Below are 17006 nucleotides of genomic sequence, written 5' to 3'. Positions count from 1 at the left end.
AGAGGCAGGCATCCATGGAAAAGGTTACCATCATCGGGGTCGATCTGGCAAAGAACTCTTCAACTGCACGGGACGGCATCAGTCGTATTTCGCTGGAAGCTTTTGCAAATTCATGGCGGGTCACCCGGCATGTGTCGCGGATGGAGGCGTGCGCCGGTTCCCATTATTGTGCGCGCGTGATGGTCCGGCCTGGCCATCAGCCGAAGCTGATTGCACCTCACTATGTCAAAAGCGTTCATCAAGCGGCAGAAGAACGACGCAGCGGATGCGGAGGCGATCGTCGAGGCAGCGCAACGCCCGACGATGCGCTTCGTCGGACTGAAAACCGAGGAGCAGCAGTCTCGGTCCATAATGTTTCGCACCGGGAACAGCTGGTCAATCAGCGCACTGAGTTGGTCAACGCATTGCGTGCGCACCCTTATGAGCTCGGCCACATCGCGCCGGGAAGGCTATGTCGTCAATCACAAGCGTCTGTTCCGGCTCTATCGCGAGGAGAAGCTTGCCGTGCGGCGGCGGGGTAGACGCAAGCGGGCGATTGGAGCGCGGTCACCGATGATGGTTGCGGTGGCGCCAAACGACCGATGGTCGCTGGACTTCGTCTCCGATCAACTGGCCGACGGTCGCCGCTTGCGTGTTCCGGCTATCGTCGACGATTGCACGCCCGAATGCCTGGCGTTGGTCGGGGACACGTCATTCTCCGGCGTGTGGGTTGCGCGCGAACTCGATCGCCCCATGATCGAGCGCGGCAAGCCGAAGATGGTCGTCAGCGACAATGGCAGTGAACTGACCACCAACGCCATCCTCGCCTGGGCAGACGGGAGCCATGTCGCATGGCATTACATCGCACCGGGCAAGCCAATGCAGAATGCCTTCGTGGAAAGCTTCAACGGACGCCTCCGCGACGAACTCCTGAACGAGACGCTGTTCCCTTCATTGCCGCAGCCGCGCGCTGCGCTTGCCCAGTTGGCGAACGGATTACAACGTCCATCGCCCACATTCGCGGCTCGGGTAGCAGACATCCTTCGAGTTCGCCAACACCTTCAGCCCGCGACGGGACACGGCGCTACGCACCATGATCGGCTCCACGTCTTTGCCCGTCGCTCAACCCGCCCCACAGGGCAAGACCGACCGCCTGAGCGAACTTCGGGTCGGATAAAAGCTGCGGGCAACGTCAATGCTGAGGAAGGAAGAGGATTACCGAAATCCGGCAACGGTGCCTGCATGAGCATTCAGCAGCACACCTGAACCGGGTCCGAATGGGCAAATGATCTATCAGATCGGGATCAGGAAAACCAGAATGACGCACCAAGCCTCGCGCTCGCTTTCTAGATGTGGACCTGACTCCGCGTATCACCATACCGGCCCGCGGCAGGTCATGGCCGCAACTCAAGGCCTGACACAAGACCGTCAAAATCTTCCTTGCAAACGGCTGGCATCCACACAAGAGTCATATATCTGGCCCGCTGGACTGCCCATTTGATGGCATGGACCTCCCCTTCCGATGTACGGAAATGGAGGAACATCTACCCCACAAGCGTCATAACGCCGACTGACGTCGAGCGCGGCCGCCCGGTGAGGCCGGTGCCGCTCCCTCGCGGGCCAAGATCCTGACGCCAAATACTTCGGCACAAAAGATGCTGCAAACGCACCGCCGCGACAAAAACTGTGGGGTCGATGCGCTGACGACCGTCAGGCCACACCAGATGGCGCGATGCGGCTATGTCGAGAACAGCGCCGACAGTATCGCTTCAGCCCGAACGGCAATCAGGCGCGCCCGAAATTCGCACAAAGCGTGTGGTCAAGGTCGGAATCGGTGAGCGAGAAAGCCAGCAGATATTTTAGTCAATACTGCTTCTCGGCTTCTCGCGGCATCCCGCCGCTTTCTCGATCCGACAGACCCTCGGCGAATTGAAGCAAGGTAATGAGGGTCAGGCACGATGGCGTCGCGGCGAGCAGAAAAGAGCTACGAGCGCTGAGGGCCATGGCAGATCGGCCTCAAATCGTCAGCCAGCCGGCTTGCGGAAAAGCAGCTTTGGCGACCCGCATCGTTGCCTCAGGAATCGTCACTGAAAGTTCGCAAGTTCTGGACGCAACCACTTGCAATACCGCCGGGTGGGTTGAATACCCAGGAATTCAAGGGCCCTCTCTATCGGTTGAGCCCGAAGTGCGGACTTCGCCGACGTATCAACTTTGGCAAGTGGCACAAATTTTGAGCTATCCCTGATGCAAAGCAACGGAAGCTGCCGAATAGCTTCCTGTGGTACGAAACGCAACGGATGAAATGAAGGAAAGCAGACAGCATGGCAGATCTGATACGGATCATTGTGAGAAAATTCTCGCCTCACAACACCGGTCGCGAGTTTGAAGCGCCTTTCTGAACTCAACGTACCGAGAGGGTGCCACGGCACCCGGTTTCCTCTCAGGGGCGAACTCTCTGTTATTGAGCGTTCCGCCGGGGCCGAGCCTGCGCTTGGAAACGTAAAAGCGTACGAAAGGTGGGTTGGTTCGACTCTGCCTTCACGAGTGACCGATGGTCGACACCACCATCAGGCTAGCGTCTGGAGGACTACATGAATAAGCATGGAAGCTTAGTCTTGGAAGCAAGCGCAACACGCCTTCACCAGAACGACACTTCTCTCGCCCTTTTCGGAGGGAATCCTACAGTGCCGGCCGGGCGAGTTGCCCCCTGGCCAGCTGCCAAACGCAAGCATCTGAAGGCGCTCGCCAGTGTTGTCAAAAGCGGCAAATATCATCGCGTCAATCACCCTATTGTCACTGAGCTCGAAAAGCGCCTAGCGGAGTGGTCGGGCAACTGGTCTGTGCGCGCTGTTGGAAGCGGCACAGCCGCTATTCACGTGGCCCTCGACTACTACCGGAATCGAGGCCGCCGAGCTGTCACCTCGGCTTTGAACTGGCCAGGAGCCGTCGGCCCCATCGCGATCAGCGGACTCGAGCCGGTCTTTGTCGATGTAGAGCCAAACCTTGCGGGAGTTGATCAGAAGATGGCGGCCGCCCTCATCGAGCCAGGGGACGCGGTGGTGCTCATAACTCACCTGTTCGGAAATAACATTTTGGTTCCGGATCTTAGGCTGGCTGCGCGAGCGCGTGACGTGGCAATTATTGACGATGTCTGCCAATCGATTGGCGTTGCGAAAAACATTGTAAATGGATCTTACTTAGAGACCGACGCACTTGCTCTCTCAGGGAACGGGGCTAAACACCTCGGAGCGGGTGAGCTTGGGTTTGTTCTGACAAGGAACCCTGCTCTGATTCACCATGTCGATAAGGTTTCGCTGACAAGCTCGTCGCGATGTGGGGCTAGAATTTTCTCCCCGAGTTCGAAAGGCTACAATTACCGACCCAACGTATTCTCTGCTGCTATAGCCAACCACAGGCTCAAGCGCCTAGACCGGCAGCTCAAAAAAAGGCGAAGCAACGCAATGTTCCTCTGGCAGGAAATTGGCCATCTCCCAGGGCTTCTGCCTCTTTTCGATCCAGCAGTTCATCAACAATCCGTCCTTAGTCTCCCGCTTCGTCTTGAGCCGGAAAAGCTCGGTTTTCTAGGTGGCCCTTCGGCCAGGGATTTCATCGTTAAGCTCCTTCAAGCCGAGGGAGTTCCTGTCATGGTTTGGCTGACGAAGCCCGTTTTTGAGTATCTTCCGGATGTCAGTAAGAGATGGTCAAGGACCGATTTTCCAAACACCATGATGCTACTGAACACTATGTTTTGCGTGTCGGAGATGGCTCCGCCAAACGGCGTAGAAGTGATGAAATTGTACGCGGCCGCATTTCAAAAGGTCTGGGCAGCGCTTCCAAATTTAACCTCGAAAATCCCTTAGATCGTGTATTGGCCGGAGGACGGGAGGGCGAAACGATGGACGGCTTGATAAAGGGTTTTCCGCCATATGGCTTTTCGATTGTTGTGAAATTCGGCGGGAGCATCATGCGGGACCTTGCCGTGTGTAAGCTTGCACTGGCTGAACTTGAGCGTCTCGCCGGTGACGGTCATCGAATACTACTTGTTCCGGGCGGCGGCATCCCGGACAAAGCAATTGAAACAATTGATGCGGCCGAGCCATTGGACTCGTTTACGGCGCATCATGCGTGTGCGCTAGCACAGGACCAAACGGGGTATTTGCTTGCGGACACCGCCTTCTCTTCCAAGCTTGTTCCATCGGCCAGCCTAGGTGAATGCCGAAATCTCGCGAGAGTTGGAAAGATTCCAGTCCTGCTACCTTCCCGTTTGCTGTTTGCGGCTGATCCAGTGGAATGGAGTTGGGATGTTACATCCGATGCCGTTGCCGCGTGGGTCGCTTGGCTCACCGGGGCACCACGGCTGGTGATTTTGACAGATGTTGATGGCGTGTATCGTGGTGGAGCAACCGAAGATCCCGCTGCACTTATAGAGCAGATCGCTGCTCAAGATCTTCTCCTTCTCGGCCACACGTCGATTGACGCGTGCGCGGTCCAGTTTATGGCGCAGAAACGCCTCCCCGGCGTGGTGATTAACGCTCGTCATTCTTCTCGTCTCTCCGATTGGCTCGAAGGGAGGCGCGTTAAAGCGACCAACATTACCGTCGGGAGCAGCAAAGCCTATATCGGAACCGAGGATCTGGGGGGGGGCGGCATGATGCCCTCCGCGGCACTAGTAGTTTATGGCCCAGAAGTCGCGCGCTCCGGAATCACGTGCCTGCTCGACGATTTTATTCGCAGGCGAACCGGCCTGGAACTCGCGGAGCGATTCTTTTCAATCCACAGTCGTAGATCGATCGATGCGTTTTATTCCCTGACACATTCCACCGGGGGGAACCATTGGCCATTGGTACTGGACTTGTTCGACATGCGTCCGGTTTGCGCCACAATCTGGAGCGGACCTAATGCGCTGCACCTGTCGCAAGGCCTAAAGGGTAATACACAGCCGGCCCATGCTATAAGCGGCACCGTACGCAGTCTCTTTTTTTGCGACAATCCCGTGACGAACCTCCTCCATGTGAGCGACAGTCCAGAAGTAATGCAGGCCGAGCTGACAATACTTCGGCGCCAATTCTTCGGCAACGAAGTGGCCGCCTGGAATTCTCTGGATACCGGCCACATCGTCCATTCATCTTTCCAGACGTTGTTAAACGTTCTTTGCGACAGGGAATCTGTGCAGATGCCGGACAATGGGGGTGATGGTAGCGCCTTTGCTCACGCGAGATCAAGTTACGGCAAAGCCCTCCTACTCGCATCAAAGAGGGGCCTGACAACGGCCGTCGACCGGTACCTTCATGGGGATCGAGCCGGTCTAGAAGGCGTTGTTCAGCACGCATCTGTCCGCTCATCTTGGGACCGCCTCGTTCTTGAGGCTGGTCTGTTTTCAATGCCTCTTTGGCATTGCCTGCTGAAGCGAACCGTCGATGCCGTCGAGCCTGAATCAGATAGCGACGACTACCGCATCGATCTGGGGGAGCACATATGAGCGAACTCGATAGTATCAGGACAACGCTGCGGACAAGCCAACAAGGCACTTTCCCGCGCCATTTGCAGGAATTCGGGCTTGATCTGATCGTACTGGAAGGGGTTTTTCCTCCTGAGAGTTTCGAGGGTTGGCGTTGGATTAGCGAGAATTTCCCGCCATTCGCCGGAAAGACCATATTGGAAATCGGCTGCGGCTTCGGTCTTCCCGGCCTTCTGTTGGCAAAAAGTGGTGCGCGGTCGTTAGTAGCTTGCGACATCAACCAGAGGGCGGTCGCGAACACATTGGAGAATGCCAAAAGAAACGGCATCAAGAACGTGGAAGCTATCGAAAGCGATTTATTCACAAACATCCCCCGTCGCAGGAGATTCGATATTGTATTTTGGAATTACCCGTCGAACTTCGCTGCAGAAGATTACATGTATGTAGATGACATCGAACGTGGCGCGATCGATCCAGGGTATAACTTGCTCAAGCGTTTTTTGTCGGAGGGCCCAAAGTTCCTTACAAAAACAGGTCGTATCGTTCTAGGATTCGGGACTAATGCCCGTGACGATCTCCTTGAACACATTGCGGCTTCGAATGATCTCACATGTGTGATGCTGCGGTCCGGAACCTATCCCCACGTGAACGTGATTTACAGGCTGTTCTCAATATCCAAGAAGGATATAAGGATATGATTTCCGACGTGATGCACACTGGATTTGTGGCTATTTCGCCCAACCGGTGCAAAGATAGTTGGGTGGCCGGCAGCAGCGTCCTTTCGCAATTCATCCAGCGTGTGCCGAATGATGTTGACGTTCATCATGTCAATTTGGTCGCATTTACGGAAGCTGTGGACAAGGATACAAGGGCTCTGGCAGACGCGGGGTTCTCCATCGCCTCACAGCGACCTGCCGGCGCGGAGTTGGAGATCGTGTTCTTGGGGTCGAACGGGACCTTGGCGATGAATTGGGTTCTCGAAGAGGAGCGACCAACGGCGTTAGTTGATGATCCGCTTCTTGGGACACGGGCGAGCTTCGCGGACGTCATCGCGCGAAAGATTGAGATGTACTTGGAGGGCCATCATTCGAAGCATAGGGATGATCTGCTTGCACTCCTGGAGCATTCCGCGTTGATGGCTGATGAAATCAGCCCGGACAAATTGGTTGCTATGATTTCCGCGCTAGGGCTTGTTGAGAATCAGGATTGATCGGGATAGGGGGACGCCTCGCGGCGCCGCCCCTCCCACACCACAGGGCATACGGATCACGTACCACGGCGGTTCGACCGGATTAAGCTTCGACAGAGACATAGAGGCGGGGGAGACCGAGCGACTCGAAGTGTTGGTTGCGCAGGGCCTGTTCGACCGCCGGGTGTCCTGACATGCACCAGAATCCCGTCGGTGAACCGGCAGCAACCGCGGCCCGGAGCTTTGGCACGCCACAACGGCGCAACTCCTTGTACGGTTGTGGCCGTTCTGACCTGCCACGGGTAATTTCCTCCGGTTTTGATTAGAGTCCGGCCTCGATTGAAGGACGGACAGATGAAGAGAAAGCGATTTACGGAAGAGCAGATCATCGCGGTTTTGCGCGAACACGAGGCGGGGGCGAAGGCAGGCGATCTGGCCCGCAAGCACGGGATCTCCGAGGCGACGCTGTATAACTGGAAAGCGAAGTATGGCGGCATGGACGTGTCCGACGCCAAGCGGCTGAAGGCGCTGGAGGAGGAGAACGCGAAGCTGAAGAAGCTTTTGGCCGACCAGATGCTGGAAGCCTCGGCGCTGCGCGAGCTTCTGTCAAAAAAATGGTAGGGCCCGTCGCCAAGCGCGAAGCCGTCGCGCATCTGAGGGCCGCCATGGGCCTGTCGGAACGGCGGGCCTGTTCCATCGTCAGCGCCGATCGCAAAATGTTCCGCTACCGGTCACGGCGCCCGCCTGACAGGGAGCTGCGAAGTCAGTTGCGCGACCTTGCCAACGCGCGCCGGCGCTTCGGCTACCGGCGGCTGTTCATCCTGCTGCGGCAAGACGGCGAGCCGTCGGGCATCAACCGCATCTACCGGCTCTATCGCGAGGAAGGGCTGACGGTTCGCAAGTGACGGTCACGCCGGCGCGCGGTTGGCACCCGCGCACCGATTCTGGTCGAGGCAAGGCCGAACGCCCGCTGGTCGCTGGGTTTCGTCCACGACCAGTTCGCCTGCGGTCGACGCTTCCGCATCCTCAACGTCGTCGACGACGTGACGCGCGAGTGCCTGGCGGCAATCCCGGACACCTCGATCTCGGGCCGCCGTGTAGCACGCGAACTGACCGAATTGATCGCCCACCGCGGCAAGCCGAGCATGATCGTCTCCGACCACGGCACCGAGTTCACCTCGAACGCCATGCTCGCCTGGGCACAGGAGAACGGCATGACTTGGCAAATTAGAGCCTCGGCGGGTTGTACGCCGTAATGGCGCGGGTTGAGCAACGGGCGATCGGCGGAGCTGGTCGGGGTTGCGCAGCCGATCGCCCGTTGCGGTGAGATTGGCGGCATAAGCCGCCGGCGTGATGTAGCCGAGTGCCGAATGTGGGCGCGATCGGTTGTAGTCGTCCGCCCATTCGGCGATCGTGGTGCGGGCATGGTCGAGACCGAAGAACAGGGTCTCGTTCAAGAGCTCGTCCCGCGTCCGGCCGTTGAAGCTCTCGCAGAAGCCGTTCTGCATCGGCTTGCCCGGTGCGATGAAGTGAGCAAACCTCAACTATCACGGTTCGATAACGCTCGACCCTGACCACTGCCAAGCGGCCGGAATTTTGCCTGTGGAATTCGTGGAGATATGGAACAAGAATTCCGGTGCGCGGATTTCGACCTATGTCATTCTTGGTAAGCGCGGCTCACGATGCTGTATCCTCAACGGTGCGGCCGCCCGTACCTGTCAGCCAGACGACGAGATCATCGTCTGCAACTCCGTCTATCTGGATGAAGCGCATATCACCTCGCTGAAGCCTCGGGTCGTCACGTTCGACCTGGACAACCACATACTCGACCGCCTGAGACTCGGTCGATCTTGACGCCGACGGCCGTTACAGTTTCTCGATCCTTGATGAGGAATGAGGCTTTGGCAATTCCTGCGCTTGTCTCCGGAGCGTGACTTGGCCTCCAGATGTGCGAGTCTTACCATGAGGGGAACAAGAGTTTGACCGTGACGCAGTCGCTGACCAAACATCTAATCCAGAGCTGTTTGTCGATCTGGCTGGCGTGCCCAATCGGAATGCGCAGGAAGCCACGAAGCGCTTTTCAGTGTTTAACCTCTCCGTCCCTTTTGCGCGAAAACCAGGGTCCCGATTCCGTGGTCATTGACACCTTATGCTCCCCGGGTAGTCAGGCCCGACACTCGCCGGACTTCGTCCACGACCTCCAGCACGATCCGCATGCGCGCAGAGATACCGCCGCCATAGTCATCGTTGTGCGGTTGAACAAAGGCGAAAGGAACTGACTGGGCAGAAAGCCATGTGCCGCATGCATCTCGACACCGCCGAAACCGAGCCTTTGTGCCGTGCCCGGTGCGTGCGCAAAGTCACTCGGCAGGCCGAGAATTTCGCTGCGGCTAAGTGCGGCGCAGCTCGATAAGGCGCGCGCTCTTGACCTTTGTCTGCCAGCGCTCGTAGCGGTGGAGAGACAGGAAGCAGAGAGCGGTTGCTCATGCCATACTCAGGCAATCGGTCAATCCCATTCCGGCGTCCACGGCACCTTGTCCTTGTCCACGCACCTGAAGTTCGTGCATGTGAGAGCGTCGATCCGCTTCATGTCGACGCTAGATAGAACGAAGTCCATGACGTCGAAGTTCGACCGCATATTTTCCAGCTTGGTTGACATTGTATTGACGGCGACGCCTTTCTGCAGAATCCATCTCAACACCACCTGCGCAGCCGACTTTCCGTAGGCTTTGCCGATCTGGCCAAATTGCGGATATTTGAAAACCTCCCCCCTCGCGACCGAAGCGAACGAAGCCAGCGGAACGCCCGTCCGAAAGGACATGTCGAGCAGAATTGACTGATCGAGAAGCGGGTGGAATTCAACCTGGTTGATCGCGATTTCACCATCGAGGAATGATTGCGCGTCCCGCATCATTGAGGCCGTGAAATTAGAGACGCCGATCTCGGTCGCGAGTCCCTTACGCTTCGCGTCCCGAAGTAGGGCGAGAGACTTGCGATTGTCCCCGGACGGATCCGGCCAATGAAGGAGCAGAAGGGCGACCTTCGACACGCCAAGAGCGTTCAGACTCGCCTGCACCGATTTCAGGAACTGTTCCTCGGTGTAGTTCTCAGGATGCACTTTCGTGGTGATGAGAAGGTCGTCTGTCGAGACGTTAGCCCGGCGGATGGACGCGCCCAAGTCGGCCTCGTTTCCGTAGAGTTGAGCTGTGTCGAATGATCGATAGCCGACCTCGTACGCAGCGGCAAATGCCTTCTCCAAATCCTCGCCCTTGAGCGGATATGTTCCAAACGAACGTTCATATCCCGGCCGAAAGCAGATCGACATTTTTTCCTTTCCTTTCCCAGGAGCCGTAGCGAACCGTGTGCACATTGAGCTGATATAGATGGATGCTGTCCCAACCCACGGCGCGATCGATCGACTCTCACCTTCCTCACTGCCACGGCCATTCTCCGACTGACGTCCTTTCATCAATGCAGTGGTCAACCTCCGTTGTGGGTGGAGCCGACGTCAATCATGCGATCCAGCGAGCGGATGAAGCTCCAAAGCTAGCCATATGCAATCCGTATCTGCGTAATACTGATGCCATGGGTAGAGAAACCCGCCAATACTATGTCTTGTGCAATCGAAGAATGGCTGGGCGAAGCCCGGAGCCATTAGGATTTCTTCGGTCAGTGTTTCCCGCTGCTGCGTCTGAAACTTCTGCATCCGTCCCACTCCCATGATCTGCACATGGGTCTCGATGAATGGATGCAGATTGTGGATCAGGCAGTCCGTCGCTTCCGGAGCAAACCAAAGATTGGCTTTCGCGGCAAAAGTCATGCCGTCGGTCTGCGGGTTCCCGGCAAGCATTGCCGCTGCACCGCTCAGACGAATTTCAGTAAGGTCGTCCTGCGATGAGCGGTAGAGCGGCAGTCCGAGAATTTCCGCGGTCGGATCGGTGATGGTCTTCGCATATCGCGGCCACCCTAGAGTGCTCGCCCAGTCTCTGGCGCCTTCTGTCTCGCGAACGCGGATCACAATCATTGCCTGTGCGCTCTCGATGACCGCGTCGATGAGCGTGGTCGATGAAAATGGCTGGATTCTTTGCCGAGGCGTGCCAGCGATCTCAACGACGGTATCACCGATGTTGAAGACGATATTGCGCCCGTGAAGTGCGAATGACGAAGCGCCCTCAATCAGTTCGGCGTCAACCACAGCGTTGGAGAAATTGAGATCTCGCCGGTTGTTACGCGTAGCCATGAGCTTCCTCTCTTGTCATCGTCGCCCGGTCCGGTCCGTCCGACAGGGACATGGTGGTGTTCGTGGGAGGGCGTGGATCGCAGCGAAATCCAAAGATCGGTGCTCGCCACGCCGCTGACATCTGGTGCCCATCAGCTGGCCAGCCGCGCCTCGCGTGCCGTCTGTGCAGCGAAATACCTCGCGATTGCATCGATAACCCGAGTTGTCGCCTTTCCGTCGCCGTAGACGCCCACGGGCTGGGCCATTCGTGAATATTCGTCCGGATCGCGCAGCAGTCGGGTCGCTTCACTCACGATGCGGGCGGTGCTGCGGCCCACAAGGCGCGCCGTGCCAGCTTCGACAGCCTCCGGCCGCTCGGTGATGTCCCTTAAAACAAGAGTCGGTTTGCCGAGTGAAGGGCCTTCTTCCTCTGCGCCGCTGCTGTCGGAGATGATGATGTCCGAGCGCAGCATAAGGCTGCAGAAATTCCGGTACGGTAGCGGATCCACCACCGTAATATTCGCCTGGTTGGTCAGATAGGGCAACATGACTTCGCGCACTGCCAGGTTCTTGTGCAATGGGATGATGACACGCACGTTCTCCTGGGATGATAGCTGCACCAGAGCTCTTGCGATCTCGTGCATCGGTGCACCCCACGACTCGCGTCGATGTGCTGAGGCGACCACGATTCGCCGCGTATCGTTCTTGAGGTCGGCAAGTGCGGGCTCGGCGAAGGCGGGAGCATTTTCGGCCGCCCAGTGAAGTGCATCGACGACCGTGTTGCCGGTGACCGTGATACGATCCTCACGGGCACCTTCGCGGATAAGATTCTCGCTGCTCCGGATGGTCGGCGCCAGGTGGAGATCCGTTATCTGGGCGACGAGACGCCGATTGGCCTCCTCTGGAAATGGTGATGCAATGTTGCCGCTGCGTAAGCCCGCCTCGAGATGGATGATGGGGATACGGTGCTGGAAGGCGGCCAGGGCGCCTGCCAGGGTGCTCGCGGTATCGCCATGAACGATCACCGCGTCCATTCCCCATTGTTCTATTTGCCCGGAGAGCGTTTCCAGTATTCGATGTGTGACCTGCGACAAGGTCTGGCGAGGTTGCATGACGTTTAGTTCGATGTCCGGTCGAATACCGAATTCCATTAAAGTGATGTCAAGCATCTCGCGATGCTGCCCCGTGGAAACAACGAGTGGCTCGAACCTGCGGTCGAGCTTCATTGCGTTGATGACTGGGGCGCATTTAATCGCCTCAGGACGAGTACCGAAAATGAATGCCACTTTGCGCATGGTCGCCTTTCCAAATTAATCTGAGGGCGCTCTCTGCTAAACACTATTGATATCCGCCGTGCCTTGCGTTGCTTTGGACGCCGGCGACCGCAGGTGCCAAGGAATTGCATAAGGGCTATAAGGGGCCATCCATCCGGGCCGAAGCGAACCACGTCTTGGCCAATCACAGCGGACGAGGATCCTCTAGCCGAGGTCGACTGGATGCGAGCGTCGCTTTCTGGTGGACTTGGCGATGCGCCCTTCCCATAGAATGCGATCTGACGCAGATCTCTTTCCTTTGTTCGCCATCAATGCTGGTCGGCAGTTGCTGCCACCACTACTCAACGAAGAGAACAAAACTCGTGCCAATTTGGCTGATCGTGCGGAAGAAAAAACTTTGTGATTGCTTTACAGCTACTTAGCCAAAGGAACAAAAGATCGGCTAAACAAGACTGTGTGTCACGGACCCGACAAAGCCGACAAACGGCGCGGACCTGGTGCAACGGAGAAAAAATTGGACGCGTCGGTCCACGCTGGCGTAGGACCGCCCCTCAAAGCGTCGCTGACTCTTGACTCTTTCCCTGATCGCCCACCACAGTCCCGGCAGTCAGTTCCTTGGCGGGCGAGCCGCGCGCCCCCTCGCCGATCAGCGTGTATTTGCCGAGCAGCGCCCTGCCGCGGGCATAGTGCGGCCCCGTTCGCCGTTTCGCTCGACACCTATGTTATGTCGCCGGTGGCTACGCCGATCACCGCGTCCTCATCATTGTAGAGCACTTCGGTTGCGGCAAAGCTCATTGCCGAGCGAGACAATGTAGTTGCCGTGATTGTTCATCAACGGCGGCATCAGAGGTTCGACAGCCGGATCGAGCCGGACCGAAGAAGATGAAATGGTCGTCGGTGACTTCTGTCTTGAGGGGGTGATCCGGGTCCTCGCGCCAATCCGGCAACAGCCGGTCGATGCCGATCGGGTCGACGACCGCACCGGAGAGAATGTACGCGCCGACTTCGGTGCCCTTTTCGAGGACGACGACCGACAGCTCCGGATTGACCTGCTTCAGCCGGATCGCCGCTGCGCCCACGACCACCACGTCGAATTCCATGCTCTCGCGCTCGGGCAGTTCCAACGCCGTCGATGCCATGCTCGTCAAATCGCCTTTTCGAGCTCCGGCAGCGCTTCGAAGAGGTCAGCAACGAGGCCGTAGTCTGCCACCTGGAAGATCGGGGCTTCCTCATCCTTGTTGATCGCGACGATGACCTTCGAATCCTTCATGCCGGCAAGGTGCTGGATGGCGCCTGAGATGCCGCAGGCGATGTAGAGCTGCGGCGCAACCACCTTGCCCGTCTGCCCGACCTGCCAGTCATTCGGCGCATAGCCGGCGTCGACGGCTGCGCGCGATGCGCCAACGGCGGCGCCGAGCTTGTCGGCAACCGGAAGTATCATTTCCTCGAACTTCTCCGACGAGCCGAGCGCACGGCCGCCCGAGATGATGATTTTTGCAGACGTCAGTTCCGGACGGTCGGAGGACAAGAGCACGTCTTTGACGTGGGTGGAAAGCCCCGGGTTCGCAGCGGCCGAGACGGTCTCGACCGAGGCGTTGCCATCGTCGCCGGCCGCGGCAAAGGACACCGTGCGAACGGTGATCACCTTCTTGGCGTCCGTCGACTGAACCGTCTGGATGGCATTGCCCGCATAGATCGGACGCTTGAACGTGTCAGGGCTGACGACCTCGATGATTTCCGAGACCTGTGCGACGTCGAGAAGGGCTGCAACGCGCGGCAGCACGTTCTTGCCTACCGAAGTCGCGGGCGAGACGATCGCATCGTAGCTGCTGGCGAGCGAGACGATGAGCGCTGCCAGCGGTTCTGCCAAGTTGTTGGCAAGGTTGGCGTCGTCGGCGAGAAGCACCTTCGAAACGCCCGAGAGTTTTGCGGCGGCATCGGCCGCAGCCTCGGCGCCGGAGCCCGCGACGAGCACATGCACGTCCGAACCGATCTGCTTTGCGGCCGTCAGCGCCTTGGCCGTCTGGTTCGAAAGGGTTGCGTTGTCGTGATCTGCCAAAAGAAGAGTGGCCATGGTTCTGTTCTCCCTTACCTGGCTTAGAGCACGCCGGCTTCGGTCTTGAGTTTTTCGACCAGCTCGGCGACCGACCTGACCCTGACGCCTGCCTTGCGGCCGGATGGTTCCTCGGTCTTCAACACCTTGAGGCGCGGGGCGGTGTCGACGCCGAAGTCACCGGGCGTCTTCTTGTCGAGAGGCTTCTTCTTCGCCTTCATGATGTTCGGCAGCGACGCATAGCGCGGCTCGTTGAGGCGGAGATCCGTCGTGACGACTGCCGGAAGCTTCACGTCGATCGTCTGGAGACCACCGTCGACTTCGCGCGTCACCTGAGCCTTATCGCCGCCGATCTCGATCTTCGAGGCGAACGTCGCCTGCGCCCAGCCGAGCAGCGCCGAGAGCATTTGGCCGGTCTGGTTGCTATCGTCGTCAATCGCCTGCTTGCCGACGATGACGAGGCCGGGCTGTTCCACGTCTGCGACGCCCGTGAGGATCTTCGCCACGGCGAGCGGCTCGACCTGGTCGTCGGTCTCGACGAGGATCGCCCGGTCGGCGCCCATGGCAAGCGCCGTCCTCAGCGTCTCCTCGGCCTTGGCCGGACCGATCGACACGACGACCACTTCCTCCGCCTTGCCGGCTTCCTTCAGGCGCAGCGCCTCTTCCACCGAGATCTCGTCGAACGGGTTCATCGACATCTTGACATTGGCAAGCTCGACACCCTTGCCGTCCGCCTTCACGCGGATCTTTACGTTGTAATCAACAACGCGCTTGACTGGGACCAAGATCTTCATGGCTCAACCTCCAAGATTCGTCAGCAGAGGGCGCGGAAACGCTCGACCATCACGTCAAGCACCTCTCCGGGGTCACGCTTCCACCAATTGTTAGCGGAGAAAACCTCGACCTCGCAGGGACCGGTATAGCCGGCGCCTTCGACACTCGCGCGGATCGCCTTGAGATCGGCAACACCGTCGCCCATCATGCCGCGGTCCAGCAGCACGTCGCGCGTGTCGGCAAGCCAATCGCAAAGGTGATAGCCGAAAATCCTGTCCTTGCCGGCGCGCTGCAACTGGCTGTCAAGGTCGCGGTCCCACCAGACATGGTAGACATCGATGGCGACGCCGAGATTGGACGCCGCCACCACATCGCAAAGATCGACGGCATCGCGCAATGTCGCCAGGCATGAGCGGTTTCCCGCATAGACGGGATTCAGCGGCTCGAGCGCCAGCTTGACGTTCCGCTCCAATGCATAAGGCGAGATTGCACCGATGCGGTCGGCGACGATCTTCAGGCTCTCGGAAATTCCCTTCGTGCCGGGATGCACGCCGCCGACCACAATCGTGAGCACGGCGGCGCCGAGACCGGCGGCCATGTCGACGGAGGCCTTTGCCCCGTCGATGACCGTTTGCCGGTCCACAGCATCCGTGCCGACGAGAAACGGCGTTCGGCAAAGCCCCGCAACGGATAATCCGGCCGCCCGCGCTCGTTCGCCGATCTCAATCGCCCGCGAACCGATTTCGCGGCGCCAGAAGACCATCGAGCCGAAGCCACGTGCGGCGCAGGCATCGATCAACCGCTCCGGCTCCCACCCTGCCCCGTGGCCTTCGAGATTGTGACCGAGGCTGGCGGTGTTGAGCGCCAGGGCAGAATGATCGCTTGAAAAGTCCCGCATCGTCATGCGCTGTAAAGGGCGAGCAGCTTCTTCATGCGCCGAACCGCAAGCTCCGGATCCCGCAGCAGGCCGCATTGATCGGCAAGGCGAAAGACCTCAACGAAATAGGGCAGCGGGCGCATCGCCTGGGCGCCGTTCAGCATCACGAAATGATCCTGGAAACCGTTCAACCAGGCAAGGAAGACGACGCCGGTCTTGTAGTATTGTGTGGGAGCACGGAAGATCAGACGGGCCAGCGACACGGTCGGATCGAGCGTTGCACGGAAGGCTGCCGTGTCGCCCTCGCCCAGCCGCTCCACCGCATAGGCCGCGGCAGGGGCGAGCGGATCGAAGATGCCGAGCAGAGCGTGCGAAAACCCGTCGCTGTCGCCCTCGATGAGCTCGGGATAATTGAAGTCGTCGCCCGTATACATTTTCACGTTGGCCGGCAGGCGGCGGCGCATGACGATCTCCTTCTCCTTGTCGAGGAGGGAAATCTTGATGCCGTCGACCTTGGCCGCGTTCTCTTCGATGACGGCAAGCGTCCTCCGCATTGCCGGATCGAAATCGGCACTACCCCAATAACCGGCGAGCTGCGGATCGAACATATCGCCGAGCCAGTGCAGGATTACCGGCTCATCACAGGCGGAAAGCACATCGGAATAGACCTTGATGTAGTCGTCCGGTTTCCTGGCGACCCGCACCAGGGCGCGGGAGGCCATGAGGATGAGCCGGCCGCCAAGCTTCTGGATAGCCTCCGCCTGCTCCAGGTAGGCCCGGCGTACGTCGTCAATGCTCGTCACCGTCGCGGGGTCGCGATGATCCGTGCCGCAGCCATTGGCGACCAGCGCGTCCGGCAGCTCCTCGCGCGTGCGGCGGATCAGCTCCAGCGCGCCCGGCCAATCGAGACCCATGCCGCGCTGCGCCGTATCCATCGCCTCGGCAATGCCGAGACCGAGACCGGCGAGGTAGCGGCGAAACTCCATCGTCTTCGCCCAATCGACCGTGGTGCGGCCCGAGGGATCATTCGCGGTAAAAGGATCAGCCACGACGTGAGCGGCGGAATAGACGACGCGGGCGGGGTTCTTGCCAAGTGTGGCGCCGGCGATTGGCTTTCCGGAGAGGGCGTAGTCGGTGAAATGGCCGGTAGCATCGGGAAGGGCGATTTTCATGGAAAGTAACC

At 58.8% G+C, this 17006-nt stretch carries 12 protein-coding genes and 5 pseudogenes; 7 read left to right on the top strand and 10 right to left on the bottom strand.

The genetic code is table 11. The features are described 5' to 3' along the window. Nucleotides 1–438 precede the first annotated feature (438 nt). From X738_RS73595 to X738_RS73570, 6 genes and pseudogenes are all read left to right on the top strand, one after another. Nucleotides 439–1156 (top strand): annotated as a pseudogene (locus X738_RS73595) (IS3 family transposase); the annotation flags it as partial. 1414 nt (nucleotides 1157–2570) lie between these two features. Continuing rightward, nucleotides 2571–3839 (top strand): DegT/DnrJ/EryC1/StrS family aminotransferase, encoded by a 1269-nt coding sequence (locus X738_RS73590; RefSeq protein ID WP_023802641.1) that lies wholly within the window; start codon nucleotides 2571–2573, stop codon nucleotides 3837–3839. Between the two features lie 35 nt (nucleotides 3840–3874). Next, entirely contained in the window at nucleotides 3875–5458 is a 1584-nt protein-coding gene (locus tag X738_RS87615) for an amino acid kinase family protein (protein WP_023802640.1), read from the top strand. After that, nucleotides 5455–6135, top strand: coding sequence for a methyltransferase (locus X738_RS73585; RefSeq protein ID WP_023802639.1), 681 nt, complete (start codon nucleotides 5455–5457; stop codon nucleotides 6133–6135). Before X738_RS87615 ends, X738_RS73585 begins: the two co-directional genes overlap by 4 nt. Further along, a complete protein-coding gene (locus tag X738_RS73580) occupies nucleotides 6132–6647 on the top strand; it encodes a hypothetical protein (RefSeq protein ID WP_023802638.1) in 516 nt (171 codons plus the stop codon). Before X738_RS73585 ends, X738_RS73580 begins: the two co-directional genes overlap by 4 nt. Nucleotides 6648–6980: 333 nt before the next feature. Beyond that, nucleotides 6981–7849 (top strand): annotated as a pseudogene (locus X738_RS73570) (IS3 family transposase); the annotation flags it as partial. A 33-nt stretch (nucleotides 7850–7882) separates the two neighbouring features. Here X738_RS73570 and X738_RS0143590 read toward each other — a convergent pair. Continuing rightward, nucleotides 7883–8158 (bottom strand): annotated as a pseudogene (locus X738_RS0143590) (integrase core domain-containing protein); the annotation flags it as partial. Between the two features lies 1 nt (nucleotide 8159). Between X738_RS0143590 and X738_RS73565 the strand changes: the two are divergent. Continuing rightward, nucleotides 8160–8560: pseudogene (locus tag X738_RS73565) on the top strand (aspartate 1-decarboxylase); the annotation flags it as partial. Nucleotides 8561–8790: 230 nt separating this feature from the next. Here the strand turns inward: X738_RS73565 and X738_RS89315 are convergent. The 9 genes and pseudogenes from X738_RS89315 to X738_RS73530 all read right to left on the bottom strand — a co-directional run bounded on the left by X738_RS89315 (nucleotide 8791) and on the right by X738_RS73530 (nucleotide 16995). Then, nucleotides 8791–8997 (bottom strand): oxidoreductase, encoded by a 207-nt coding sequence (locus X738_RS89315; RefSeq protein WP_373420482.1) that lies wholly within the window; start codon nucleotides 8995–8997, stop codon nucleotides 8791–8793. A gap of 135 nt (nucleotides 8998–9132) precedes the next feature. Beyond that, nucleotides 9133–9951, bottom strand: coding sequence for an aldo/keto reductase (locus X738_RS73560; protein ID WP_023802633.1), 819 nt, complete (start codon nucleotides 9949–9951; stop codon nucleotides 9133–9135). Between the two features lie 183 nt (nucleotides 9952–10134). Beyond that, nucleotides 10135–10866: a hypothetical protein gene (locus X738_RS73555; protein WP_023802632.1), complete on the bottom strand. Its 732-nt coding sequence runs from the start codon at nucleotides 10864–10866 to the stop codon at nucleotides 10135–10137. 131 nt (nucleotides 10867–10997) lie between these two features. Beyond that, on the bottom strand, nucleotides 10998–12140 hold the full coding sequence (wecB, locus tag X738_RS0143575) for a non-hydrolyzing UDP-N-acetylglucosamine 2-epimerase (protein WP_051407947.1): 1143 nt from the start codon (nucleotides 12138–12140) through the stop codon (nucleotides 10998–11000). A gap of 581 nt (nucleotides 12141–12721) precedes the next feature. After that, nucleotides 12722–13258: pseudogene (locus tag X738_RS83490) on the bottom strand (NAD(P)/FAD-dependent oxidoreductase); the annotation flags it as partial. A gap of 5 nt (nucleotides 13259–13263) precedes the next feature. Next, entirely contained in the window at nucleotides 13264–14193 is a 930-nt protein-coding gene (locus X738_RS73545; RefSeq protein ID WP_023802629.1) for an electron transfer flavoprotein subunit alpha/FixB family protein, read from the bottom strand. Between the two features lie 23 nt (nucleotides 14194–14216). Further along, nucleotides 14217–14966, bottom strand: coding sequence for an electron transfer flavoprotein subunit beta/FixA family protein (locus tag X738_RS73540; protein ID WP_023802628.1), 750 nt, complete (start codon nucleotides 14964–14966; stop codon nucleotides 14217–14219). Nucleotides 14967–14986: 20 nt separating this feature from the next. After that, a complete protein-coding gene (locus tag X738_RS73535) occupies nucleotides 14987–15844 on the bottom strand; it encodes a sugar phosphate isomerase/epimerase family protein (protein ID WP_031256405.1) in 858 nt (285 codons plus the stop codon). A gap of 2 nt (nucleotides 15845–15846) precedes the next feature. After that, nucleotides 15847–16995: a dihydrodipicolinate synthase family protein gene (locus tag X738_RS73530; RefSeq protein ID WP_023802626.1), complete on the bottom strand. Its 1149-nt coding sequence runs from the start codon at nucleotides 16993–16995 to the stop codon at nucleotides 15847–15849. Nucleotides 16996–17006 lie beyond the last annotated feature (11 nt).

Source organism: Mesorhizobium sp. L48C026A00 (assembly GCF_000502375.1).
In the GTDB taxonomy this organism is placed as follows: Bacteria; Pseudomonadota; Alphaproteobacteria; order Rhizobiales; family Rhizobiaceae; genus Mesorhizobium; species Mesorhizobium muleiense.
Note: the sequence above shows the minus strand (reverse complement) of the source record. Positions and strands in the feature narration are given on the sequence as shown.